At 63.3% G+C, this 22,571-nt stretch carries 20 protein-coding genes; 17 read left to right on the forward strand and 3 right to left on the reverse strand.

What is annotated here, in order from left to right; all coding sequences use genetic code 11:
* Positions 1-11: 11 nt before the first annotated feature.
* Complete coding sequence (locus tag ACS8YF_RS00820; RefSeq protein WP_440848313.1) at positions 12-1,019, reverse strand: LysR family transcriptional regulator; 1,008 nt, start codon at positions 1,017-1,019, stop codon at positions 12-14.
* A gap of 255 nt (positions 1,020-1,274) precedes the next feature.
* Between ACS8YF_RS00820 and rhmD the strand changes: the two genes are divergently transcribed.
* The 8 genes from rhmD (at position 1,275) to aldA (ending at position 9,470) form a co-directional block, all read left to right on the forward strand.
* Complete coding sequence (gene rhmD, locus ACS8YF_RS00825) at positions 1,275-2,459, forward strand: L-rhamnonate dehydratase (RefSeq protein WP_440848314.1); 1,185 nt, start codon at positions 1,275-1,277, stop codon at positions 2,457-2,459.
* A 9-nt stretch (positions 2,460-2,468) separates the two neighbouring features.
* Positions 2,469-2,810, forward strand: coding sequence for an L-rhamnose mutarotase (gene rhaM / locus ACS8YF_RS00830; protein WP_440848315.1), 342 nt, complete (start codon positions 2,469-2,471; stop codon positions 2,808-2,810).
* 71 nt (positions 2,811-2,881) lie between these two features.
* On the forward strand, positions 2,882-4,162 hold the full coding sequence (locus tag ACS8YF_RS00835; RefSeq protein ID WP_440848316.1) for an MFS transporter: 1,281 nt from the start codon (positions 2,882-2,884) through the stop codon (positions 4,160-4,162).
* 190 nt (positions 4,163-4,352) lie between these two features.
* Entirely contained in the window at positions 4,353-5,258 is a 906-nt protein-coding gene (locus tag ACS8YF_RS00840) for an amidohydrolase family protein (protein ID WP_440848317.1), read from the forward strand.
* A 26-nt stretch (positions 5,259-5,284) separates the two neighbouring features.
* Entirely contained in the window at positions 5,285-6,343 is a 1,059-nt protein-coding gene (rhaT, locus tag ACS8YF_RS00845; protein ID WP_440848318.1) for an L-rhamnose/proton symporter RhaT, read from the forward strand.
* A gap of 46 nt (positions 6,344-6,389) precedes the next feature.
* Positions 6,390-7,160, forward strand: coding sequence for an SDR family NAD(P)-dependent oxidoreductase (locus ACS8YF_RS00850; protein WP_440848319.1), 771 nt, complete (start codon positions 6,390-6,392; stop codon positions 7,158-7,160).
* A 26-nt stretch (positions 7,161-7,186) separates the two neighbouring features.
* The gene (locus ACS8YF_RS00855) at positions 7,187-7,981 is read left to right on the forward strand and encodes an aldolase/citrate lyase family protein (protein ID WP_440848320.1); all 795 of its coding nucleotides are present in this window, start codon (positions 7,187-7,189) and stop codon (positions 7,979-7,981) included.
* Positions 7,982-8,027: 46 nt separating this feature from the next.
* Positions 8,028-9,470: an aldehyde dehydrogenase gene (gene aldA / locus ACS8YF_RS00860; protein ID WP_440848321.1), complete on the forward strand. Its 1,443-nt coding sequence runs from the start codon at positions 8,028-8,030 to the stop codon at positions 9,468-9,470.
* Positions 9,471-9,546: 76 nt separating this feature from the next.
* On the opposite strand, the gene glnD is transcribed toward aldA, so the two are convergent.
* Both glnD and map read right to left on the reverse strand, forming a co-directional pair.
* Entirely contained in the window at positions 9,547-12,222 is a 2,676-nt protein-coding gene (glnD, locus tag ACS8YF_RS00865) for a [protein-PII] uridylyltransferase (RefSeq protein ID WP_440848322.1), read from the reverse strand.
* Position 12,223: 1 nt separating this feature from the next.
* Positions 12,224-12,991: a type I methionyl aminopeptidase gene (gene map / locus ACS8YF_RS00870; protein ID WP_440848323.1), complete on the reverse strand. Its 768-nt coding sequence runs from the start codon at positions 12,989-12,991 to the stop codon at positions 12,224-12,226.
* Between the two features lie 243 nt (positions 12,992-13,234).
* On the opposite strand from map, the gene rpsB reads away from it, so the two are divergent.
* From rpsB to ACS8YF_RS00915, 9 genes are all read left to right on the forward strand, one after another.
* On the forward strand, positions 13,235-14,149 hold the full coding sequence (gene rpsB / locus ACS8YF_RS00875; protein WP_440848324.1) for a 30S ribosomal protein S2: 915 nt from the start codon (positions 13,235-13,237) through the stop codon (positions 14,147-14,149).
* Between the two features lie 89 nt (positions 14,150-14,238).
* Complete coding sequence (gene tsf / locus ACS8YF_RS00880; RefSeq protein WP_440848325.1) at positions 14,239-15,120, forward strand: translation elongation factor Ts; 882 nt, start codon at positions 14,239-14,241, stop codon at positions 15,118-15,120.
* 128 nt (positions 15,121-15,248) lie between these two features.
* The gene (gene pyrH / locus ACS8YF_RS00885) at positions 15,249-15,998 is read left to right on the forward strand and encodes a UMP kinase (protein ID WP_440848326.1); all 750 of its coding nucleotides are present in this window, start codon (positions 15,249-15,251) and stop codon (positions 15,996-15,998) included.
* Complete coding sequence (gene frr, locus ACS8YF_RS00890) at positions 15,995-16,552, forward strand: ribosome recycling factor (protein WP_440848327.1); 558 nt, start codon at positions 15,995-15,997, stop codon at positions 16,550-16,552. The genes pyrH and frr overlap by 4 nt, the downstream gene beginning before the upstream one ends.
* Before the next feature lie 14 nt (positions 16,553-16,566).
* Positions 16,567-17,286 carry a polyprenyl diphosphate synthase gene (gene uppS / locus ACS8YF_RS00895; RefSeq protein ID WP_440848328.1) on the forward strand — a complete coding sequence of 240 codons (720 nt, stop codon included), beginning with the start codon at positions 16,567-16,569 and terminating at the stop codon, positions 17,284-17,286.
* 3 nt (positions 17,287-17,289) lie between these two features.
* A complete protein-coding gene (locus ACS8YF_RS00900; protein ID WP_440848329.1) occupies positions 17,290-18,120 on the forward strand; it encodes a phosphatidate cytidylyltransferase in 831 nt (276 codons plus the stop codon).
* Positions 18,121-18,244: 124 nt separating this feature from the next.
* Positions 18,245-19,606: an RIP metalloprotease RseP gene (gene rseP, locus ACS8YF_RS00905; protein ID WP_440848330.1), complete on the forward strand. Its 1,362-nt coding sequence runs from the start codon at positions 18,245-18,247 to the stop codon at positions 19,604-19,606.
* A gap of 12 nt (positions 19,607-19,618) precedes the next feature.
* The gene (gene bamA, locus ACS8YF_RS00910) at positions 19,619-21,967 is read left to right on the forward strand and encodes an outer membrane protein assembly factor BamA (RefSeq protein WP_440848331.1); all 2,349 of its coding nucleotides are present in this window, start codon (positions 19,619-19,621) and stop codon (positions 21,965-21,967) included.
* 12 nt (positions 21,968-21,979) lie between these two features.
* Complete coding sequence (locus tag ACS8YF_RS00915; protein WP_440848332.1) at positions 21,980-22,564, forward strand: OmpH family outer membrane protein; 585 nt, start codon at positions 21,980-21,982, stop codon at positions 22,562-22,564.
* Positions 22,565-22,571 lie beyond the last annotated feature (7 nt).

Consider the following 22,571-nt stretch of genomic DNA (forward strand, 5'->3'; position numbering starts at 1 on the left):
AAGGGTGCAATTCAAGCGCGCGAGTTTAACGTGGAATCACCGTCTGACGCAGCGTCGCCATGTCGCAAGACAGCCGGCGCGGCGCAGGACGCGGCATGTGCGCGGACCACGGCGGCGAACTGATGCCCCGCTTCGCTCAGGCGTTCGCCGCGGCGGGTGAGGATGCCGAACGGCGCCAGCGCCTGGCCGAGCGTGATCGGGAGGCGGGTGAGCACGCCGAAATCGAGATAGTCCCGGACCACCGATTCGGCCATCACCAGAATCGCATCACTGCGCTTGACCAACTGCAAGGCGGCGAAGATCGAGCCGCATTCGACCACGTCGCGCGGCGAGACCAGCCCGCGCTGTTCCAGTTCTTTTTCCAGCGCCTGGCGCGCGGGTGTTTCTACCGGTTGCAGCAGCCACGGCCATTCCTCGAGCAACCGGGAAAGTTCGATACCCGACTGGCCGACAAGGGCATGGCCGCGCCGAACCACGGCGATCATGCGCTCGTTGCCGAGTGGCTCGAAGTCGAACTCGTTGTGCTGGAGCGCGGAGGAAAAACGCGCGATCGCCATGTCGATCTGGCTGCGCGAGAGCAGGTCCAGCAGTTGGTCGCTGGTCTCGCCCATGAGTCGGATGCGCAGCAGCGGCCGGTCCTGTTTCATCTCGATCACGGCCTGGGCGACAAGATCCGGCGCGGCGCCCATGATGGCGCCCACCGCCAGCTCGCCGCCGTCGCCGGTGCGATAGCGCTGCAATTCCTCGGCGCAGCGGTCCAACCGCGTGAGCGCGTTGTGGGCGAACGACACCAGCACGGCGCCGAGACGGGTCGGCGCCACGCCCTTGGCGTCGCGGGTGAACAACGCGCTATCAAAAGTGATTTCGATCTCGCGCAGCATGCGGGTGGCCGCCGGCTGCGAGATATTCATCGCCTCGGCCACGCGATGCAGGTTGCGGCGCTCATCGAGCAGACGGATCAGCAGCAGGTGCTTGTAGCGCAGCCGATTGAGCAGGGTGGTGCGGGAAACCAGGGCCATGGGCCGACCTGTCGAACGCGGAAAGTTTCAATACCTTAATGCTATCGGCCTGGCGATGTGTTCGACATTGGTCGAATGAACGCTGAGCTAAGGCGTTACACGTTCCTTTGAAAAGCTTGAAGCGTCGGTATTTCCGGCGCCCGATAACAAGATCGTATCGGCTTTCATGTGGGCCGTATTGGTCGCGGCTTCCGAGCGGCTGTTATTCCAGTAGCCGATTCAAGACACGACGGGCGTACACGGGAGCGTTCCACGATGGCGATGCCGACGATCAAGCAGATTCGTGCCTATACGGTGCGTGGTGGCGGGGCCGACTATCACGATCAGGGCGAAGGCCACTGGATCGATAGCCAGATCTCGACGCCGATGAGCAAGTACCCGGAATATCGCGCCAAGCGGCGCAGTTTCGGGCTCAACGTGCTGGGCACGCTGGTGGTCGAGGTCGAAGCCAGTGACGGCAATATCGGCGTGGGCGTGACCACCGCCGGCGAAATCGGTGCCTTCATCGTGGAAAAACATCTGGCGCGCTTCATCGAAGGCCAGAAGGTCACCGACATCGAACTGATGTGGGACCAGATGTTCCACGCCACGCTGTTCTACGGCCGCAAGGGCATCGTGCTGAACACCATCTCCGGTGTGGATCTGGCGCTGTGGGATCTGCTCGGCAAGGTGCGCGATGAACCGGTGCACGCCATGCTCGGTGGGCCGGTACGCGACGAACTTATTTTCTACGCCACCGGCGCGCGGCCCGATCTAGCCAAGGACATGGGCTTCATCGGCGGCAAGCTGCCGCTCAAGCATAGTCCGGCCGAATTCGATGCCGGCCTGAAGGCGAATCTCGACCAGCTCGCCGATATGCGCAATCGGGTGGGCGACGATTTCTGGCTGATGTTCGATTGCTGGATGAGCCTGAACGTCGAATACGCCACCCGCCTGGCGCATGGCGCCGCCGAATACGGGCTCAAGTGGATCGAGGAGGCGTTGCCGCCGGACGACTACTGGGGCTATGCCGAGCTGCGCCGCAACGTGCCGGTCGGCATGTGGGTGAATACCGGCGAGCACGAGGCCACGCGTTGGGGCTTTCGCATGTTGCTGGAAATGGAATGCTGCGACGTGATCCAGCCGGATGTCGGCTGGTGCGGCGGCATCACCGAGCTGATCAAGATCTCGGCACTGGCCGATGCGCACCAGAAACTGGTGATTCCGCACGGCTCGTCGGTCTACAGCTACCACTTCGTGATTACCCGGCATAACAGCCCGTTCTCGGAATTCCTGATGATGGCGCCCGCGGCCGACGAGGTGGTGCCCATGTTCACGCCCCTGCTGGAAGGCGAGCCGGTGCCGGAGAACGGGCGCATCAGGGCCTCGGCGCTGGATAAGCCGGGCTTTGGTGTGACCATCGCCGCCGACGCCGATCTGGCGCGGCCCTACGAGCACTAGAGCCAGGCCATGACTGTTCTTGCTTTCGAGATGCAGCTCAAGCCGGGGCAGGCCGCCGAATATCGGCGGCGCCACGACGCGATCTGGCCGGAGCTCGTGGATGCTCTACGAGCGGCTGGCGTGCGTGATTACCGCATCTTCGTGAACGAGAACAGCCATCGTCTGTTCGCCGTTATGCGGCTCGACGAAGACCACACCGTGGATGCACTGCCGGATCTACCCGTCATGCAGCGCTGGTGGGATGCAATGGCCGATCTGATGGCCACTCGGCCGGACAATGCGCCGGTTACCGAGGATCTGGCCCCAGTGTTCGTCATGAGCGAGCCGGACGGTGAGGAGACAAGTCGATGAGCCGGGCGGATATCGGCCAAGGCTCGTGCGGCTTGCATCGAGGATATAACGCGCTGGAGGGGGCTTGAGGCATGTCATCTGTCGAAACAGCGGTAAGAAAGAATCGATACCGGCTGGTGCCATTCATGCTGGCGCTGTATGTGCTCGCATTTCTGGATCGATCCAACATCGGGTTCGCCAAGGATGCCTACCAGCTCAGCACTGGCTTGAGCGATGACGTCTATGCCTTGGGCGCCGGTATCTTTTTCGTGCTCTATGCCTTTCTGGGTGTGCCGGCTAACCTGATCATGCATCGCTGGGGCGCGAAGAAATGGATTGGCACCATTACCGTGTTGTGGGGCCTGTTGTCCGCCAGCATGGCGTTCGCCGATACCGAGGCCAAGTTTCTTCTGGTGCGTATTCTGCTGGGGGCGGTCGAAGCCGGGTTCTTCCCGGGCATGATCTATCTCACGTCCAAGTGGTTCCCTCAGGAAAGCCGGGCCGGCGTCATGGGCCTGTTCTATATGGGCGCGCCGCTGGCCCTGACGTTCGGTTCGCCGCTGTCGGGTGCGTTGCTGGAGATGCACGGTTTTCTCGGCCAGCCCGGCTGGTTCTGGATGTTCATGGTCGAAGGCCTGATGGCAGTCGTGGCAGGGCTGTTCACGTTCATCTGGCTCGATGACTCGCCAGCAAAAGCCGATTTCCTGACCGCCGATGAAAAACAGGCGCTGTTGAGCCGGCTCAAGTACGACGGCGAACATTCCGTGACCTCGAATATCGGCGAGGCGGTGCGCAATCCGCGTATCTGGCACCTGGCGCTGATCTACATGATGATCCAGGTTGCTGTCTACGGCCTGATTTTCTTCCTGCCGACTCAGGTCGCGGCGCTGATGGGAACCAAGATCGGTTTTCTCGCCTCGGTGGTCGCCGCCATTCCTTGGGTCGCCGCGCTGTTTGGCACCTGGTATATCCCCCGGCTTTCCGACCGGCTTAACGAGCGTCGTCATACGGCAGCGCTAACGTTGCTGGCCGCAGGCATCGGAATCGGAATATCCGGTCTTGTCCCGCCACTGCTGGCGATGATCGGGCTATGCGTGGCGGCTATCGGCTTCATCGCAGTACAGCCGGTCTTCTGGACCATGCCCATCCGCCTGCTGTCGGGCACGGCGCTGGCGGCCGGGATCGGCTTCGTCAATTTGTTTGGGGCGGTCGGCGGTTTCCTGGCCCCGATCATTCGGGTGCACGCAGACGAACTGTTCAATAATAAATCGGCCGGATTGCTGACTCTGGCAGCGGTTGCGGTCATCGGCTCGTTCTTGATCTGGGGCCTGAAAAAGATGAATCCGCCGCGGGCGGTGGCGGCGCAATCATGAAGGCTTCGATCGTTGCCGGCAGCCTTAGCTCGCGGGTGGGCAGATCGACGCTGTTGGGGATGCGGTTTCCGGTGGTGTCTTTGGCCGTGGCGCCAACCTGCGGCCGCTGCCGGCAGCCAGCGACCCCGGCAGGAGCGAGCAGAACTCATGAGCGCTCGCCGTGTTGCGAGGCCCGGGAGCGCTTCTGACTATGCGTATTATCGACCCGCACATACATTTTTGGCGGCTGGATCTCGGTAATCAGCCGTGGCTGGAGAATCCGGAGCCGAATTTGCTGGGCGATTATTCGCCGATGGCGCATGATTTCGGCCCGGCCGACCTGCGTGCCGCGGCCGGCGATATCGAGATTGCGGCAGCCGTGCATATCGAGGCCGATGCAGTCGACCCGGTGCGCGAGACCGAATGGCTCGTGAGTCTGCCGGATTCGGATGGCGCGGGCGATCTACCGACGGCACTCGTGATAGGCGCCGATCTGTCGAAGCCGGACGCACGCGACGTGCTGGAGCGCCAGATTGCAGCCAGCGAGCGCGTGCGCGGCGTGCGCCAGATCCTGAATGTGCACGCCGATCCGTTGTTCGATTATGTCGGGCGGCATTACATGCGCGAACCGACATGGCGCGCGAATTTCGCCTTGCTGGCCGAGCTCGGCCTGTCGTTCGATCTGCAGATCTATCCGGATCAGATGCCGGCGGCCGCGATCCTGGCGGCCGAGCATCCGGATGTGCCGTTCGTGATCAACCACGCCGGCATGTACGTCGACCGATCGAGCGTTGCCGGCTGGCGCGCTTGGCGCGACGGTCTGCGGCGGCTGGCGAGTCTTTCCAACGTGGCGCTCAAGCTGTCGGGCTTCGGCATGCTCGATCACGACTGGACGCTGGGTTCGATCCGTCCGCTGATTCTCGAGGCCATTGATGCTTTCGGCGTCGAGCGCTGTCTGTTCGCCTCGAATTATCCAGTAGACGGGCTGTACGCCGGCTACGACGCGATCTGGCAGGCCTATGCCGAGATCGTTTCCGGCGCGAGCGCGGCCGAGATAGCGGCGCTGTTCGAACACAACGCCCGTCGGGTCTATCGCCTCGGCGACCCGACGGCGTGAGCCGTCTGGGCTGAAAGGAGCGTCTTTTGAGTGTTGTAATACTCGGAGTTTTCCTGCATTTCGTCGGCGGATTCGCGGCGGGCAGCTTCTATATCCCCTACAAGGAAGTGAAGCGCTGGTCGTGGGAGAGCCTCTGGATTCTGGGCGGGCTGTTCTCGTGGCTGCTGGTGCCGTGGATCGCGGCGCTGCTGACGGTGCCCGGTTATGCATCGGTGTTATCTCAGGCCAGCGCCTCGACCCTGTTCTGGACTTATCTCTTCGGCGTTCTCTGGGGCGTCGGCGGGCTGACGTTTGGCCTGACCATGCGTTATCTCGGCCTCAGCCTGGGCATGTCGATCGTCATGGGGCTGACTTCCGCCTTCGGCGCGCTCATGCCGCCGGTCTATCGCGATCTGTTCACCAACGCGGACCAGGGCACGATCAGTTATATGTTCGCCCACGCCGGTGGGCAGTGGGTGCTGATCGGCGTGGCCGTTTCGCTGGTGGGGATCGCGATCTGCGGCCGTGCCGGCATAATGAAGGAGAAACAGGTCTCCGACGCCGACAAGTACGCCGGTGTCGCCGAGTTCTCGCTCGGCAAGGGGCTGATCGTGGCGGTCGTGTCCGGCGTGCTCTCGGCGTCGTTCAACTGGGGCATCGCTGCCGGTCATCCGCTGGCTCGGGCGGCCGTCGCCAGCGGGGCCAATTCACTGTTCCAGAACAACGTCACCTTCATGGTGATCATGTGGGGTGGACTCACCACGAACGCCCTCTGGTGCGTGGCCATGAACATCCGCAACCGCAGCTACGGCGATTACGTGAACACCGAGTCGCCGCTGCTGCGCAACTACCTGCTGTGCGCGGCCGCCGGTACCACATGGTTTTTGCAGTTCTTCTTCTACGGCATGGGCGCGTCACGCCTGCACAACGACGCCAGCTCTTGGGTGCTGCACATGTCGTTCATCATCGTGGTGTCCAGCCTATGGGGCGTGTTCTTCAAGGAATGGCGGGGCACGACCGCGGCCAACCGCGGCGTGCTGGCCGCCGGCATCTCGGTGATCCTGGTCTCGATCGTCATGGTCGGCTGGGGCAATTATCTGAGCTGATGCGCGAGCCGACGCATCGCCCGTGCAACCACAACGAGGCAATGACATGCTGCTCAAGGACAAGAACATTTTCGTGACCGGCGGCTCGCGCGGCATCGGCCGCGGCATTGCGCTGGCCTGTGCCGAGCACGGCGCGAACGTCGCGATCAGCGCCGAGGACACGGCCGCCGAGCGCGAAATACTCGCGGCGACCGCTGCCGAGATCGAGGCGTACGGCGTCAGGGCGGCCTGGGTCGCCGCAGCGGCCGAGCATCCGGAGACGGGCGCGGCGCTGGTCGAAACCGCGGTCAATGCCTTCGGCCGGCTGGATGTATTCATCAACAACGCCGGCATTTGTCCGTTTCATTCGTTTCTGGACATGCCGCGCGAGACCTATCTCAAGACTGTGGAGGTGAACCTGAACGGTGCCTTCTTCGCGGTGCAGGCGGCGGCCAACCGGATGGTGGAGCAGGGCCAGGGCGGGGCCATCATCGCGGTCAGCTCGATTTCGGCGCTGGTTGGCGGCGGCATGCAGACGCACTACACGCCGACCAAGGCCGGTGTGCTGTCGTTGATGCAGTCCACCGCGATCGCGCTCGGCCCGCACGGCATCCGCTGCAACGCGCTGCTGCCAGGCACGATCGAAACCGATATCAATCGCGAGGATCTGTCGGATGCGACCAAGCGCGATTACATGATCTTGCGTACGCCGCTCGGCCGGTTGGGCGCGCCGGACGACATGGGCGGGCCCGCGGTGTTCCTTGCCTCCGATCTGGCCAAGTACGTCACCGGTGCCGCGTTGTTGGTTGATGGCGGGCTGTACGTCAACCTGCAGTGACCCACATCACGTTTACGGAACACGCCATGGAACTTCCTGCCAACGCGTTCAAATCCAAACTGGCCGAGGCGCCGCTCTATGGTTGCTGGCTGGGTCTGGCCAATGCCTACAGCGCCGAGATCGTCGCCACCGCCGGTTTCGACTGGCTGCTCATCGACGGCGAGCACGCACCGAATACGGTGGTGACCATTCTCGATCAGCTGCGGGCGATCGAGCCCTGGCCGGCGGCGGCGATCGTGCGCGCGGTCAATCACGATCCGGCGCTGATCAAGCAGCTGCTGGATATCGGCACGCGCACGCTCATGGTGCCGATGGTCGAGACCGGCGCCCAGGCGGCCGCGCTGGTGGCGGCGATGCGCTATGCCCCGGGCGGCTTCCGCGGCATGGGGGCGGGCGTGATCCGGGCCGACCGCTGGGGGTCGGTGCCCGACTACGCCACCCGTGCGGCCGAATCGCTGTGTCTGATCACGCAGGTTGAATCGCCGGCCGGGGTCGAGAATGTCGAGGCGATTGCCAACACCGAGGGTGTGGACGCCGTGTTCGTCGGCCCGGCCGATTTATCCACGAACATGGGCCATCTCGGCAACCCGGGCCACGACGACGTGCAGGGCGCGATCCGGCGCGTGCTCGAAGCGACGCACGCCGCCGGCAAGGCGGCGGGCATTCTGGCGCCGGCCGAGTCCGATAGCCACCGTTATCGCGAGGCCGGTTTCGATTTCATTGCCACAGGGCTCGACGTGGTCATGCTCAAGCGCGCCGCCGATGCCAACGCCGCCCGCCATCGCGACGGCTTGCCGGCCGCCGAACGCGCCACCTATTGATCCGGAGCGGGGCGTTGCCCCGCACTCACCCAGCCAGGAGACCGAGATGAGCGACGTGACGACTTATCAGAACTATATCGGCGGCGCGTTCGCGCCGTCGGCGTCCGGCGAGACCCGCGAGAACCGCAACCCGGCGACCGGGGCGTTGTTGTCGCGGGTGCCGGAATCGGATGCCAACGACGTCCAGCGCGCGGTCGAGGCCGCCCGTGGCGCCCAGAAGGCCTGGGCCGCCCGGCCGGCGATCGAGCGCGCGGGCTATCTGCACCGGCTCGCCGACAAAATCCGCGCCAACGTGGACGATCTCGCGGCCGTGATCGTCGCCGAGCAGGGCAAGGTGGCGGGTCTGGCCGAGGTGGAGGTGAACTTCACCGCCGAATATCTCGATTACATGGGCCAGTGGGCACGCCGCATCGAAGGCGAGATCATCGAAAGCGATCGCCCGGGCGAGCATATGTTTTTGTTTCGCAAGCCGCTCGGCGTGGTGGCCGGCATTCTGCCGTGGAACTTCCCGTTCTTTCTGATCGCGCGCAAGATGGCGCCGGCGCTGGTGACCGGCAACACCATCGTCATCAAGCCGAGCGAGGAAACGCCCAACAACTGTTTCGAGTTCGCGAAGTTGCTCGATACCCTCGATTTGCCGAAGGGCGTGTTCAACGTCGTCTCCGGCGGCGGGGCGACCACCGGCAGCGCGCTGAGCGCCCATCGCGACATCGACATGATCAGTTTCACCGGCAGTGTCGCCACCGGCTCGGCGATCATGCACAACGCCGCCGACCACATCACCCAGGTCAACCTCGAGCTCGGCGGCAAGGCGCCGGCGATCGTCCTCGACGACGCCGATCTCGATCTGGCGGTGAAAGCGATCAAGGATTCGCGGGTGATCAACACCGGCCAGGTCTGCAACTGTGCCGAGCGGGTCTATGTCCAGCGCGGCGTGGCTGAGGCCTTTCAGCAGCGCATCGCCCAAGCGATGCAGGCGACCACCTACGGCGACCCCGGCGCCGACGCCTCGGTGGACATGGGGCCATTGATCAATCAGGCCGGCCTGGACAAGGTGGCCGCCATGGTGGCATCAGCCAGGCAGGCCGGGGCCGAGGTGCTCACCGGCGGGCAGGTCGCCGATATCGGCCAGGGTTTCCACTACGAGCCGACCGTGCTCGCGGCCTGCACGCCCGAGATGGAGGTGATGCGGGACGAGATCTTCGGGCCGGTGCTGCCGATCCAGGTGGTCGACGATCTCGACCAAGCGATCGCCCTGGCCAATCACTCGGATTACGGGCTGACCTCGTCGATCTATACCCGCGACCTCAACGCCGCGCTCAAGGCCTGCCGCGAACTCGAATACGGCGAAACCTACGTCAACCGCGAGAACTTCGAGGCCATGCAGGGCTTCCACGCCGGCACCGGCAAGTCCGGTATCGGCGGCGCCGACGGCAAGCACGGCTTGTACGAGTACACCCGCACCCACGTGGCGTACATCCAGACCTGACGCGGGCGCTCGCCGGCGGGTACGACGCGCTTCGCGGCCCGCCGGCAACCCGTTGCCTCACGGCCGTCGCCGCCGCTCAGTTGTCGGACTGATCGAGTTCGGCCGTCATCACGGTGCGCAGTTCCCGCAATATGTCGTCGTCGCGAATGGCGGTCTGCTGGCGGTCGGTGATGAAGAACACATCCTCGGCACGCTCGCCGATGGTCGCGATCTTGGCGGTTTCCAGCAGGATGCCGCAGCGGTGGAAGACATCACCGATGATTGACAGCAAACCCGGGCGGTCGGCGGTCATGATCTCCATCACAGTGCAGTCGCGCTCGGTCGCCTGTGTGAAGTAGATCTGCGTGGGCACGTTGAAGTACTGGTTGCGGCGTCCCTGGCGGCGGGTCACGTCGATGCTCTCGACCCTGGGGTCGGCGATGGCCTGAACCAGCGCGGCTTCGACCTCGCCGCGGCGGTAGGCATCCTCGACCGGGTGGCCGTCGTTCTCGGCAATCACGTAGGTATCCAGCGTGTAATCGTCGCTGGTGGTATTGATCCGCGCATCCATGACCGACAGGCCGAGTTGGGCCAGTACGCCGGTGGTCACGCCGAACAGATAATCGCGATCGCGGGTGTAGACGAACAATGTCGTGCCCTGCTCGGGAATCTCCGAAATCGACACCAGCGGGGTTTGGTCATCGCCGTGGGTGATGATCGCCCGGGTCTGGCGGGCGATCTCGTCGGGGCTGTGGCGCAGGAAGTATTCCGGGTCGAAACGCGACCAGAGGTTCTTGAAGTGCGGCGTGTTGACGCCGGCCCGGGTGAGCATTGCAGCGGCGGCGCTGCGTGTTTCCGCGATCAATTCGTCGCGGTCAAGCGGGTCGTCCAGGCCGCGCTCGAGCGCCCGTCGCGTGTTGTTGTACAGATCGGTGAGCAGGCTTTCCTTCCACGAATTCCACAGGTCCGGATTGGTCGCCCGGATATCGCAGATGGTGAGCAAAAACAGGCGGTCCAGGCGTTCGCGCGAGCGGACTTCGCGCGCGAATTCGTTGACCACCTGTACATCGTTGATGTCCCGGCGCTGGGCGGTCATCGACATCAGCAAATGGCGGCGCACCAGCCAGCAGACCAGATCCGTGTCGTCGGAGGAAATACCGTGGGCATTGCAGAACTCGCGCGCATCCTCGGCGCCCAGTTCCGAATGATCGCCGCCACGGCCCTTGGCGATGTCGTGCATCAGGCCGGCAATGTAGAGAATCTGCGGCTTGTTGAGTGCCTGCATCAGCTCGCTGGCGAACGGCATTTCGTCGTTGAAGCGAGGGATCGCCAGCCGTCGCATGTTGCGGATCACGAACAGTGTGTGTTCATCCACGGTCAGCGTATGGAACAGGTCGTACTGCATGCGGCCGATAATCTGGCCGAACTTCGGCAGGTAACGCCCGAGAATGCCATAGCGATTCATGCGGCGCAGGGCCCGGGTGACACCGCTGCGCTGGCGCAGGATTTCCGTAAAGAGCCGGCGGCAATGAATTGAATTGCGGAAGTTATCGTCGATCAGGCGACGATCCCGGCGCATCAGCCGAAGGGTGCGGGCACGAATCCCGTTCAGGCCGGGCCGGGTTTCCATGAGGTAGAAGATTTCCAGCAGCGCGCTCGGCGTCTGCACAAAGACCTTGTCATGGGTGACCTCGATGAAACCGTGGCGCGCCTGAAAGCGATCGTTGATCGGCTTGGGACGCTCGTCCTCGGTGGCATGCAGGATCGCCTCGGAAAAAAGCTGAAGCAGAACATCATTAAGCGCGGATAGCGCCTTGATATTGCGATAGTAAACCTGCATGAAGCGCTCGACCGCCAGGGTGTTTTCAGCGTCTTGGTAGCCGAGCAGATCCGCGATCTGAATTTGATGGTCGAACAGCAGGCGGTTCTCGTTACGCCCGGTGAGCATGTGCAGCGCGAAGCGCACCCGCCAGAGAAAGGCCTGGCCGCGATGCAGTTCGGAGAACTCGCGCCGGCTGAGGAAGCCGTAGTCGACCAGACCATCCAGCGTATGTGCGGCGAACTGACGCTTGGCCACCCAGGCGATGGTCTGGATATCGCGCAGCCCGCCGGGGGATTCCTTGACGTTGGGTTCGAGCTTGTAGGCGGTCTCGTCGTAACGCGCGTGGCGCGCCGCCTGTTCCGCGATCTTGGCATTGAAGAAATCGGCCGACGACCAGACGTATTCGGCCGACGTCGCGGCCCGCATCCGCGCGAACAGGGCCGGGTCGCCCACCAGCACGCGCGATTCCATCAGGTTCGTCATGATGGTGATGTCGTCGGCCGCCAGTTCGGCGCAGTCGGTCGGCGAGCGTACGCTGTGCCCGATTTCCAGGCCCAGGTCCCAGAGGTAGGTCAGAAAGCCTTCCAGCGCAGGGGCCACCGTGTCCAGCCGATTATGCTGATACAGCACCAGCAGGTCGATATCGGATTGCGGCAGCAATTCGTTGCGGCCATAGCCGCCGACGGCCACCAGGCAGGCGCTGTCGGTCGCGACCAGCTCGCGCCAGGCGTGCACCAGCACCGCGTCCACGACTTCGCAGCGTGCACGAACCAGCCGCGTGATGGATTCGCCGTGCCGGAACGCGTCGGCGATGTATTGCTGACCCTCGTCGAGCGCGGCGCGCACGGATTTGGCGTCGCCGATGTCGAGTGCCCAGACACGATCGAGAAAGCCATCCCAGTCGGTCAGCCCGACCGACTCGAGTTCTTCAACGGGCAGGTTGGACGTCATCTCAGGCGGTGACGAGCTGGCTCGGCGTGAGAATCTCGACGCCGGTGTCCGTGACCAGGAGTGTGTGCTCCCATTGGGCGGACAGGGAGTGATCCTTGGTCACCACGGTCCAGCCGTCGGGCAGCATCTTCACGTGGCGCTTGCCGGCGTTGACCATGGGCTCGATGGTGAAGGTCATGCCGGCCGCCAGCCGCATGCCGCTGCCGGGCTTGCCGTAATGCAGCACCTGCGGCTCCTCGTGAAAACCACGTCCGATGCCGTGCCCGCAGTACTCGCGTACCACCGAACAGCGCTCGGATTCGACGTATTGCTGAATCGCCGCGCCGATGTCGCCGAGCGTGGCGCCCGGTTTGACCTGTTCGATGCCGATGTACATGGCTTTCTCGGCGACGTCGGAGAGGCGTTTCGCCTTGATCGACGGCTCGCCGGCGAAATACATGCGCGAACTGTCGCCGTGGAAGCCATCCTTGATCAACGTCACGTCGATATTGACCGCATCGCCTTTCTTGAGCTTCTTGTCGCCCGGAATGCCGTGGCAGACCACGTGGTTGATCGACGTACAGACAGACTTCGGAAAGCCGTTGTAGTTCAGCGGGGCGGGCGTGGTGCCGAGTTCATCCACCATGTATTCATGGCAGATGGTGTTGAGTTCGTCGGTGGTCACCCCGGGTTTGACGTAAGCGCCGATCATGTCGAGCACCTGCGCGGCCAGCCGACCGGCCTCGCGCATCTTGTCCTGTTCCTCGGGCGTCTTGATTGTCGCGCTCATCGCGTTCGATCCTTGCCGGTGGCAGAATGACAACGTCGCGCGGGCGCGACGGTGGCCTGTGAAGGGCCGCTATGGTATAAACCGCTCGCGTTCGCGGCAATCCGCAGCGTTCGGGCGGCGTTTTCATCGCCCGAATTTTTCGAAATACACACGCGTATCGACACATGGTTCAGGGTGCCTCTTGCCCATTCCGGGCCGGGGTTGTTCCATGGGATGCGCGGAGGCTCAACCCGGAGAAAACCTATGAGCGAAATCAGCATGCGTCAGCTGCTGGAAGCAGGCGTGCACTTTGGTCATCGCACGCGCTACTGGAACCCGAAGATGTCGCCTTACATCTTCGGTCACCGCAACAAGATTCATATCATCAACCTTGAGCAGACCCTGCCGCTGATCAAGGATGCCTATAATTATATCAGCCGTCTGTCGGCCAACGGCGGCAGCATCATGTTTGTCGGCACCAAGCGCGCTGCGCGCGAGGCGATTGGCAAGCAGGCGCAGCGTGCCGGCATGCCGTTCGTCAACTACCGCTGGCTCGGCGGCATGCTGACCAACTTCAAGACGGTCAAGAACTCGATCCAGCGCCTGCACGATCTCGAGAAGATGATCGAGGACGGCTCGATCCGCAAGCTCAACAAGCGCGAAGGCCTGGATCTGTACCGCGAGCGTGACAAGCTTGAACGTTCGATCGGCGGCATCAAGGAAATGACCAGCTTGCCGGATGCGTTGTTCGTGATCGACGTCGGCTTCGAGAAGATCGCGATCGACGAAGCGCGCAAGCTGGGTATCCCGGTCGTGGCCGTGGTCGACACCAATTGCTCGCCCGAAGGCATCGATGTCGTCATTCCGGGTAACGACGATGCCATCCGCGCGATTCGTATCTACAGCGAGATGGTGGCCGACGCCGTGCTCGCCGGCCGTGGCAGCAAGGGCGATTTCTCGGGCGAGGAGGAAAACCTCGTCGAGACGCAGGCGGACGGCCAGGCACACGAGCCGGGCAAGCCGGCCGAAGCCCAGGAGGCGAGCAAGGTGACCCAGAACACGGTCATCCAGGAATCGCAGGGCGAGGCCGAGCCGCGGGCGACCGCGGCGTTGGGCGACGTCGCCTCGGTGCCGGCCGAAGAGCCTGCCAAGGCCGATCCGAACAAGGCGGATCAGTAGGCCTGCCCGCCGCACGGCACTCAAGGCAGCCGGCGTGGCCGGCTGCCGCGTTGACGGATTAACAACGACCGAATTTCTGGAGAATCGACATGGCAATCAGTGCCTCCCTGGTCAAGGAACTGCGCGAGCGTACCGGCGCCGGCATGATGGAGTGCAAGAAGGCGCTGCAGGCGACCGACGGCGATATCGACGCCGCGGCCGAGAACATGCGCCGTGAGGGGCTCGCCAAGGCCGACAAGAAGGCAGGCCGCGTGGCGGCCGAGGGCCGCATTGCAAGTGCCACCTCGGCCGACGACACCGCGGCGGTGTTGGTCGAGGTGAACTGCGAAACCGACTTCGTGGGCAAGAACGAAGCGTTCATCGAATTCGCCGATCAGGTCGCCCGGCTGGTGCTCGAAAAGCAGCCCGCGGATGTGAACGCGCTGGGTGATATGGACCTGGGCGGCGAGACCGTCGAGGACAAGCGGCGCGCCCTGATTTCCAAGCTCGGCGAGAAGATCACGGTGCGCCGGTTCGAGCGGGTCGACGCTGCCGAAGGTCGCATCGATGTGTATTCGCACGGGGCGCGCATCGCCTCCGCGGTGGCCGTGTCCGGCGGCGACGACGAGCTGCTGCGCGACCTGGCGATGCACGTGGCGGCTTCGGCGCCGGCACATCTTTCCACCGAGGATGTGCCCGAAGAGCGTCGCAACGCCGAGAAGGAAATTCTGATGGCGCAAGCCCGCGATTCCGGCAAGCCGGAGGAGATCATCGAGAAGATGGTCGAGGGGCGGCTGAGGAAGTTCCTCGGTGAGATCACGCTGATGGGGCAGCCCTTCGTCAAGGATCCCGACCTGACGGTCGAGAAGCTGGTATCCCAGCGCGGCGCGAAGATCGAGTCGTACGCCCGCCTTGAAGTGGGCGAGGGTATAGAGAAGAAAGAAGAGGACTTCGCGGCCGAAGTTCGCGCACAGGCCGAAAAGACGGCCTGATCGCGCCAGCCGACAAGCCGGTTGCCATGGGGCGGCCGGCTTTTTTTTGCTCGGTGTCACTGCGGGTTGTTCGCCGCGTTGTGACATAATTCGCCGGTTTGAACGCGACCGACCAGGACAATCCGCCCATGACCGACAAACCGACGCCGAGCTACCGCCGCATCCTGCTCAAGCTCAGTGGTGAGGCCTTGATGGGGGGCGCGGATTTCGGTATTGCGGCGGAAGTGGTCGAGCGCCTCGCGATGGAGATTCGCGAACTGGTCGAGGCGCGGGTACAGGTCGCCCTGGTTGTCGGCGGCGGCAATATATTTCGCGGCATCGGCCTGGCGGGGCGCGGGATGGACCGGGTCACCGGTGATCAGATGGGCATGCTGGCCACCGTCATCAACGCGCTTGCGCTGCAGGATGCGGTCGAGCACGCCGGGTTGAATGCCCGCGTCATGTCGGCGGTCCGGATCAATCAGGTGTGTGAGGATTATATTCGCCGACGTGCGATCCGCCATCTGGAGAAGGGGCGTGTGGTGATCTTCGCCGCCGGTACCGGCAACCCGTTCTTCACCACCGATTCGGCGGCCAGCCTGCGTGCGATCGAGATCAATGCCGATCTCATGTTGAAGGCGACCAAGGTCGATGGTATTTACAGCGCAGACCCGTTTACCGACGACAATGCGCTTCGCTATACCCATTTGACTTACGATGAAGTCATAGACCAGCGCCTGGCCGTGATGGATACCACCGCGATCGTGTTGTGCCGCGACAATGGCATGCCATTGCGGGTGTTCGACATCAATCGGCCGGGCGACTTGATGCGCATCGCCCGGGGGGCCGAGGACGTCGGTACCCTGGTCGATAACAATACGACGAGAGCCAATCGATGATCGACGATATCCACGACGACGCCAACAAACGCATGGCGAAGACCATCAGCGTCATGCGTGATAACTTCTCCAAGATACGCACCGGCCGCGCCAGCACCAGCCTGCTCGATCACGTGACGGTCGATTACTACGGTGTCGAAGTGCCGTTGAATCAGGCCGCCAACGTGGCCACCGAGGATGCCCGCACCCTTTCCATCATGCCCTATGAAAAGACCATGGTGCAGAAGATCGAAAAGGCGATCATGACCGCTGATCTGGGCCTCAACCCGTCCACCGCCGGCCAGGTCATCCGGGTCGTGCTGCCGCCGCTGACCGAGGAGCGGCGCCGCGATCTGGTCAAGGTAATCCGGCAGGAGGCCGAGGACGCCCGGGTCGCCGTGCGCAACGTACGCCGCGATGCCAACGCGGACCTGAAGGAACTGGTCAAGGAAAAAGAGATCACGGAAGACGACCAGCACGACGGCGAGGTCCGTATCCAGAAGCTGACCGATCAGCATATCGAGCATATCGACAGCCTGCTCCAGGAGAAGGAGCAGGAACTGATGACGGTCTGATCGGCGCGCGGCAGATGAGCACTCCAGAACATGTGGCCGTGGTCATGGACGGCAACGGTCGCTGGGCCAGCCGGCGCGGGCTGCCGCGAGCGGCCGGGCACCGGGCCGGCGCCAAGATCGCGCACGAGATCGTGGAGACGGCGTCGAAGGCCGGCGTGGGGGCGCTCACGCTGTTCGCCTTTTCCAGCGAGAACTGGAAGCGTCCGCGGCCCGAGGTTCGTCTGCTCATGGATCTGTTGCGACGCACCATCCGCAAGGAGCTGGCGTCGCTGGATGCCAACAATGTCTGCATGCACTTCATCGGCAATCGAACACGGTTTTCCGCGGCGCTGGCCAACGAAATGCAGTCGGCCGAACAGCGCACGGCCGGCAATACCGGCCTGCAATTGTTGATTGCCGTGGACTATGGCGGTCGCTGGGACATCGTCGAGCGGGCCCGCGACCTGGCCCGTGCCTGCGGCCGGGGCGAAATCGACGCCGACTCGATCACCGAAGAGTATTTCAACCGGGGTTTGAGTCTGGGCCCGTTCGGCCCACCGGACCTGTTCATCCGCACCGGCGGTGAGCGGCGCATCAGCAATTTCCTGCTGTGGGACCTGGCCTACAGCGAGCTTTATTTCACGGACGTGCTCTGGCCCGACTTCGGCCCGGAGCAACTCTACGACGCACTCGACTGGTACAGCGGCCGCAACCGACGTTTCGGCAGTCTTGCGGCGCCAGCGGCCCAGCGCTGAGGCATGCTCGGCACCCGGGTTCTCACGGCCGCGGTGGCACTGCCGCTGGCGGTACTCGCGATTCTGTTTCTGCCGCCCATGGGCCTGGCGGTGGCGGTGGGCGCGCTGATGCTGGCCGGCGCCTTCGAGTGGGCGGCGCTGGCCGGGCTGGCGATGCGCGGGCGAGCCGTATTCGTGGTCGCAGCCGCGGTTGTCATGGCGCTGGCGCTCGGTCTGAGCGAGGCGGACGGCCCGGTATCTTCCGATGGCCTGGTCCTCGGGCTGGCGGCTGTTTTCTGGGTGGGCGCGATCGGGCTCGTGGTCCGGTTTCCGGCGCGCTGGCATGCCACGCTCGGCCGGCGACCAGTGGCGCTCGTGGTCGGCCTGATCGTGCTGGCCGCGCCGGTGGTGGCGGTTGCGTACATCGACCAGGCCGATCAGGGGCCGTTGCTGGTGTTGCTGCTGTGTCTGATGATCTGGGGTGCCGACACCGGCGCTTATGTGGCGGGGCGCACGCTCGGGCGGCACAAGCTGGTGCCGCGTGTCAGCCCCGGCAAGACGATCGAGGGCGCCGCCGGTGGGCTGGCGACGGCAATGATCCTCGGCGCGCTCGGCGCGTTAGTGCTGGGGCTGGACGGCTGGCGTACACTCAGCGTGGCGTTGCTCGGGGCTTGGATCGCGACGATTTCGATCGTGGGCGATCTGACCATCAGCATGTTCAAGCGCTCGGCCGGCGTGAAAGACAGCGGGCGTCTGTTTCCGGGCCATGGCGGGGTGCTCGATCGCCTCGACAGCATGCTTGCGGCCGCCCCGTGGTTTGTCATCGGCCTGCACTTGGTGCTGCTGGCGGCCTGACCGCGGCGCCAGACAATTATCCACACCGTCTCAGCGGTTGATCAGGGGTAGGATGCGTTACGAAGACCGACGGTATGGCTTGTCCCGGTGTGCCTGCCTGCAATCACTGGCGGGGTGTTAGCCCATGACGCAGGGGTTGATCTCGGCCGCGGCCTTCGCCGTCGCCATTGGCATCCTGGTTTCGATCCACGAGTTCGGTCATTACTGGGTGGCACGCCGTCTCGGCGTGCGTGTGCTGCGCTATTCGATCGGTTTCGGTCGCAAGATCGTCGGCTGGACCAGCCGCAAGACCGGCATCGAGTACTGGCTGGCCGCGATTCCACTGGGCGGCTACGTGAAGATGCTGGACGAGCGCGAGGCGCCCGTGGCCGACGCCGAGAAGCGCTACGCGTTCAATCGCGTGCATCCCTGGCGCCGGATCGCAATCGTCGCGGCGGGCCCCGGTGTGAACATCCTGTTCGCCATCGCCGCCTATTGGCTGGTGCTGTTGCTGGGCGTGCCCGGCGTCAAGCCGATCCTGGGCACGCCGGAGGTCGGCACGCCTGCGGCGCGCGCCGGATTCCACGCCAAGGATCGCGTGGTCGCATTGGCCGGCCAGTCGATCGACGACTGGCAGGGTCTGCGTTTGGCGCTGATCGAACGCGGGCTGGATGGCAAGCCGGTCCAGGTCACCGTGAAAACCCCCGAGGGCACGACACGGCGGCTCACGCTCGATCTGACTCACGCCCCGAGCGATCCGGAGAAATTGTTCAAACAGGTGGGGTTGACGCTGTATCAGCCGCCGGCGACGCCTCGCATCGGCCAGATTGAGCCCGGCTCGCCGGCTTCCCGCTCGACCCTGGCGCGGGGCGACGCCGTGCTGTCGGTTGACGGCCAGCCGGTGGATTCGCCGCAGGCACTCGTGGATGCGGTACGTGCGCACCCGGGCCAGCGCGTGAACATGAAGATCCGTCGTGATGGGCGCACGCAGGAGATTCATATCCGGCTGGCCCAGCGCAAGACCGCCAAGGGCGGGCAGATCGGGCATCTCGGTGCCGCCATTACGGTGGACCCGGCCGCATGGCAATCGATGCAGACCGTGCATCGGCTCGGTCCACTGGCCGCAATCCCCGCGGCGGTGCACAAGACCTGGGAACTCTCGGCCCTGTCCGTGCGTCTGATCGGGCGGATGATCATGGGACAGATTTCCTGGCATAACGTGGGGGGGCCGATTCAGATCGCCACCTACGCCGGCCAGACAGCCCAGATCGGGCTGGTGGCCTTCATTAGTTTTCTGGCTTTCATCAGCGTCAACCTGGCGCTCATAAACCTGTTGCCAATCCCGGTGTTAGACGGGGGGCATCTTCTGTATTATGCGATCGAATGGATTCGGGGGCGGCCCCTATCCGAGGCCGTTCAGGCCGCGGGCCAGCAGGCGGGCATGGTCGCGTTGCTGATGTTGATGGCCTTGGCTTTCTATAACGATATCCTGCGCTTGCTCGGGTAGCGGAGCTCAATTATGAATGGAGTGGTGAAGCGTGCGGCAGGCGCGCTCTTGGTCATGTATGCGGCAGGCGCGTGGGCGCAGTCGTATGACTTCCAGATCGGCAATATCAAGGTCGAGGGCGTGCAGCGGCTGGAGCCGGGCACGGTCCTGACCTATCTGCCGGTCTCGGTCGGTGACCAGATGACCGAGGCGCGCGCGCAGCAGTCGATTCGCGCGCTTTATGACTCGGGCCTGTTCCAGAACGTGGCCCTGGACCGGCGTGGCAACACCCTGATCGTGAATGTGTCCGAGCGACCGGAGATCGCCAGCTTCAAGATCGAGGGCAACAAGGCGATCGGCGGCAAGAAGCTCAAGAAGGCCCTCAAGAAGCAGGGGCTGGCGCAGGGCGAGCTGTACAAGCGTTCGCTGCTGGACTCGCTGCAGCAGGAGCTGCGACGCCAGTACTACGCCAACGGCTACTACAGCGTGAAGATCCACACCCACGTCAAGCACCTCGGTAATAACCGGGTGGCGATCGACATCAAGGTCAAGGAAGGCCCGATCGCGTCCATCAAGGACATCAACATCATCGGTAACCACCAGTTTTCCGATGATCAGCTCAAGAGCGTGTTCAAGCTGAAGTCGCACAAGCCGTTCTATACCCACCCGCTGACGTTCTGGAAGCATCCGGATCGTTACTCGCGCGAGAAGCTGGTGGGCGATCTGGAATCGCTGAATTCCTATTATCAGAACCGTGGCTATATCCGTTTCAATGTCACCTCGGTTCAGGTGTCGTTGTCGCCCGACAAGAAGAACGTCTTCATTACGATCAACGTCGATGAAGGGGCCCAGTACAAGATCAAGAACTACAAGTTCGCCGGCGACATGATCGTGCCGGAAGCTACGCTGCAACGGCTGGTCAAGGTCAAGGATGGCCAGATCTTCTCGCGCAAGAAGGTGCAGGATTCCGTCAAGGCGATTACCTCCGGCATGGCCGATTTCGGTTATGCCTTCGCCAATGTCGATCCGCTGACGAAGATTAACGACAAGAAAAAGACTGTTGATCTGACCTTCTACGTCAACCCCGGGAAACGGACCTATGTCCGCAACATTATCTTCAGCGGCAATTCGAAGACCAACGACAAGACGCTCCGACGCGAGATGCGTCAGTTCGAGGGCGCGCCGTATTCGCGGCGTGCGGTGCAACGCTCGCGCACCCGTCTGGCGCGCCTGCCGTTCATGCAGGACGTCAAGGTCAATACCAAGAAAGTGCCCGGTTCCGACGACCTGGTGGATGTCGACTACAACGTCACCGAACGCGCGGCCGGGCAGATCAACGCGGGTATCGGTTATTCCAACTCGGAAGGCTTCCTGATCAATGGCGGCGTGAAGCACACGAACTTCCGCGGCACGGGCGACACCATCCAGCTCAATGCCCAGACCAACTCCTATGCAAAAAGTGTTTCGGGCAGCTTCACCAATCCTTACTTCACCCCCGAGGGCGTCTCACGCACGATCTCCGGGTTCTATCGCAAGACCAGCCAACTGGTGCGAACCGGCTCGAGTTTCGATCTCAACTCCATTGGCGGCGCCGTCACGTTCAATTTCCCGATCACCGAATATTCCAGCATTCGGGCCGGTCTGGGGGTCGAAGACAATCAAATCGCCTCGACCATCAACAAGAATGGCAATCAGGTGGTGTCCGATCAGGTCGCCAAGTTCGTACGCGATAATGGCAAGAGCGCACTGACCTATGAGCTGCGTACCGGTTTCGATCGCGATACGCGCAATCGTACCTATTTCGCGACGCGCGGTTCGGATACCAAGATATTGTTCAATATCAAGGGTCCGGGCTCTGATCTTGAGTATTACAAGGCGAGTATCGAGCACGAGCGCTATCTGCGTGTCGGCTCCTGGATTCCGAAATTGTCCGACAAGGTGGTGCTGCAGCTCGACGGCAAGATTGGCCAGACCGCGATCTGGGGCAAGGGCACGGATGTGCCGCCGTACGATAATTTCTTTGGCGGCGGCGCCCAGTCGGTGCGCGGTTTCCGAAACGGTGGGCTGGGGCCGCAGGATTCGTTCAACAACCCCTACGGTGGCCAGTTCCTGACCACATTGCAGACGGACCTGGTGATTCCGACGTTCCTCAAGTCGGATAACAAGACCACGCGCTTCAGTCTGTTCTACGACATGGGCAACGTGTACGCCAATGCTAGCGATTTCAACGCCGCGAAGATGGGCAAGTCGGCCGGTGTGGCATTCGATTGGTTTACGCCTTTCTTCGGCTTGCTGCGGGTCAGCTACGCGCCGTATGTCAGCAAGGCCCAGCCCAGCGACAACATCAATCGGTTCCAGTTCTCCTTCGGCGCCAATTTCTAGGCTCGATACCTGATGCGAACGAGGGTGCGGGCTCCTTGCTGGTTGGTGGTGGCGGCCCTGGTCGCGGTGCTCGGTGCCGGGGCGGTGCAGGCGCAACCGACCCGGCCGCCAGCCAGGATCGGGGTGGTCGATCTCGATCGGCTGGTGCGGGAATCGCCGCAGGCGCGGACGGCCAGGAAGAACATGGCCGAGCGGTTCGCCAAGCGCAAGCAGGCTCTGGAAAAGGCTTCGAATGCGCTCCAGGTCAAGATGGATCGGCTCAAGGACAAGGCGGATTCGATGAGTGACGATCAGCGCGATCAGCTGTCGGCCGCGATCCGTGACGCCAGGCACCAGCTCCAGCGCGAGCGGTCGCATTACAACGACGACGTCTCCGACGCCGAGCAGAAGGAGCTGGCCGTGATGCGCTCGGATCTGCGACAGGTGATCGACGATTACGCCAGGAACAATGGCTATGATCTGATCGTCGGAGACTCGGTGCTTTATGCCAGCGACTCGGTTGACATCACCAATGCCATACTGCGGCGACTGAAAAAGCAGGCCGCCGGTGACGCCAGGACAAATCACGCACCTACCAGCGCCCAAAAGACGAATTGAACGAGGA

Origin of the sequence: Salinisphaera sp. SWV1 (assembly GCF_052044155.1) — a bacterium.
Classification (GTDB): Bacteria; Pseudomonadota; Gammaproteobacteria; order Nevskiales; family Salinisphaeraceae; genus Salinisphaera.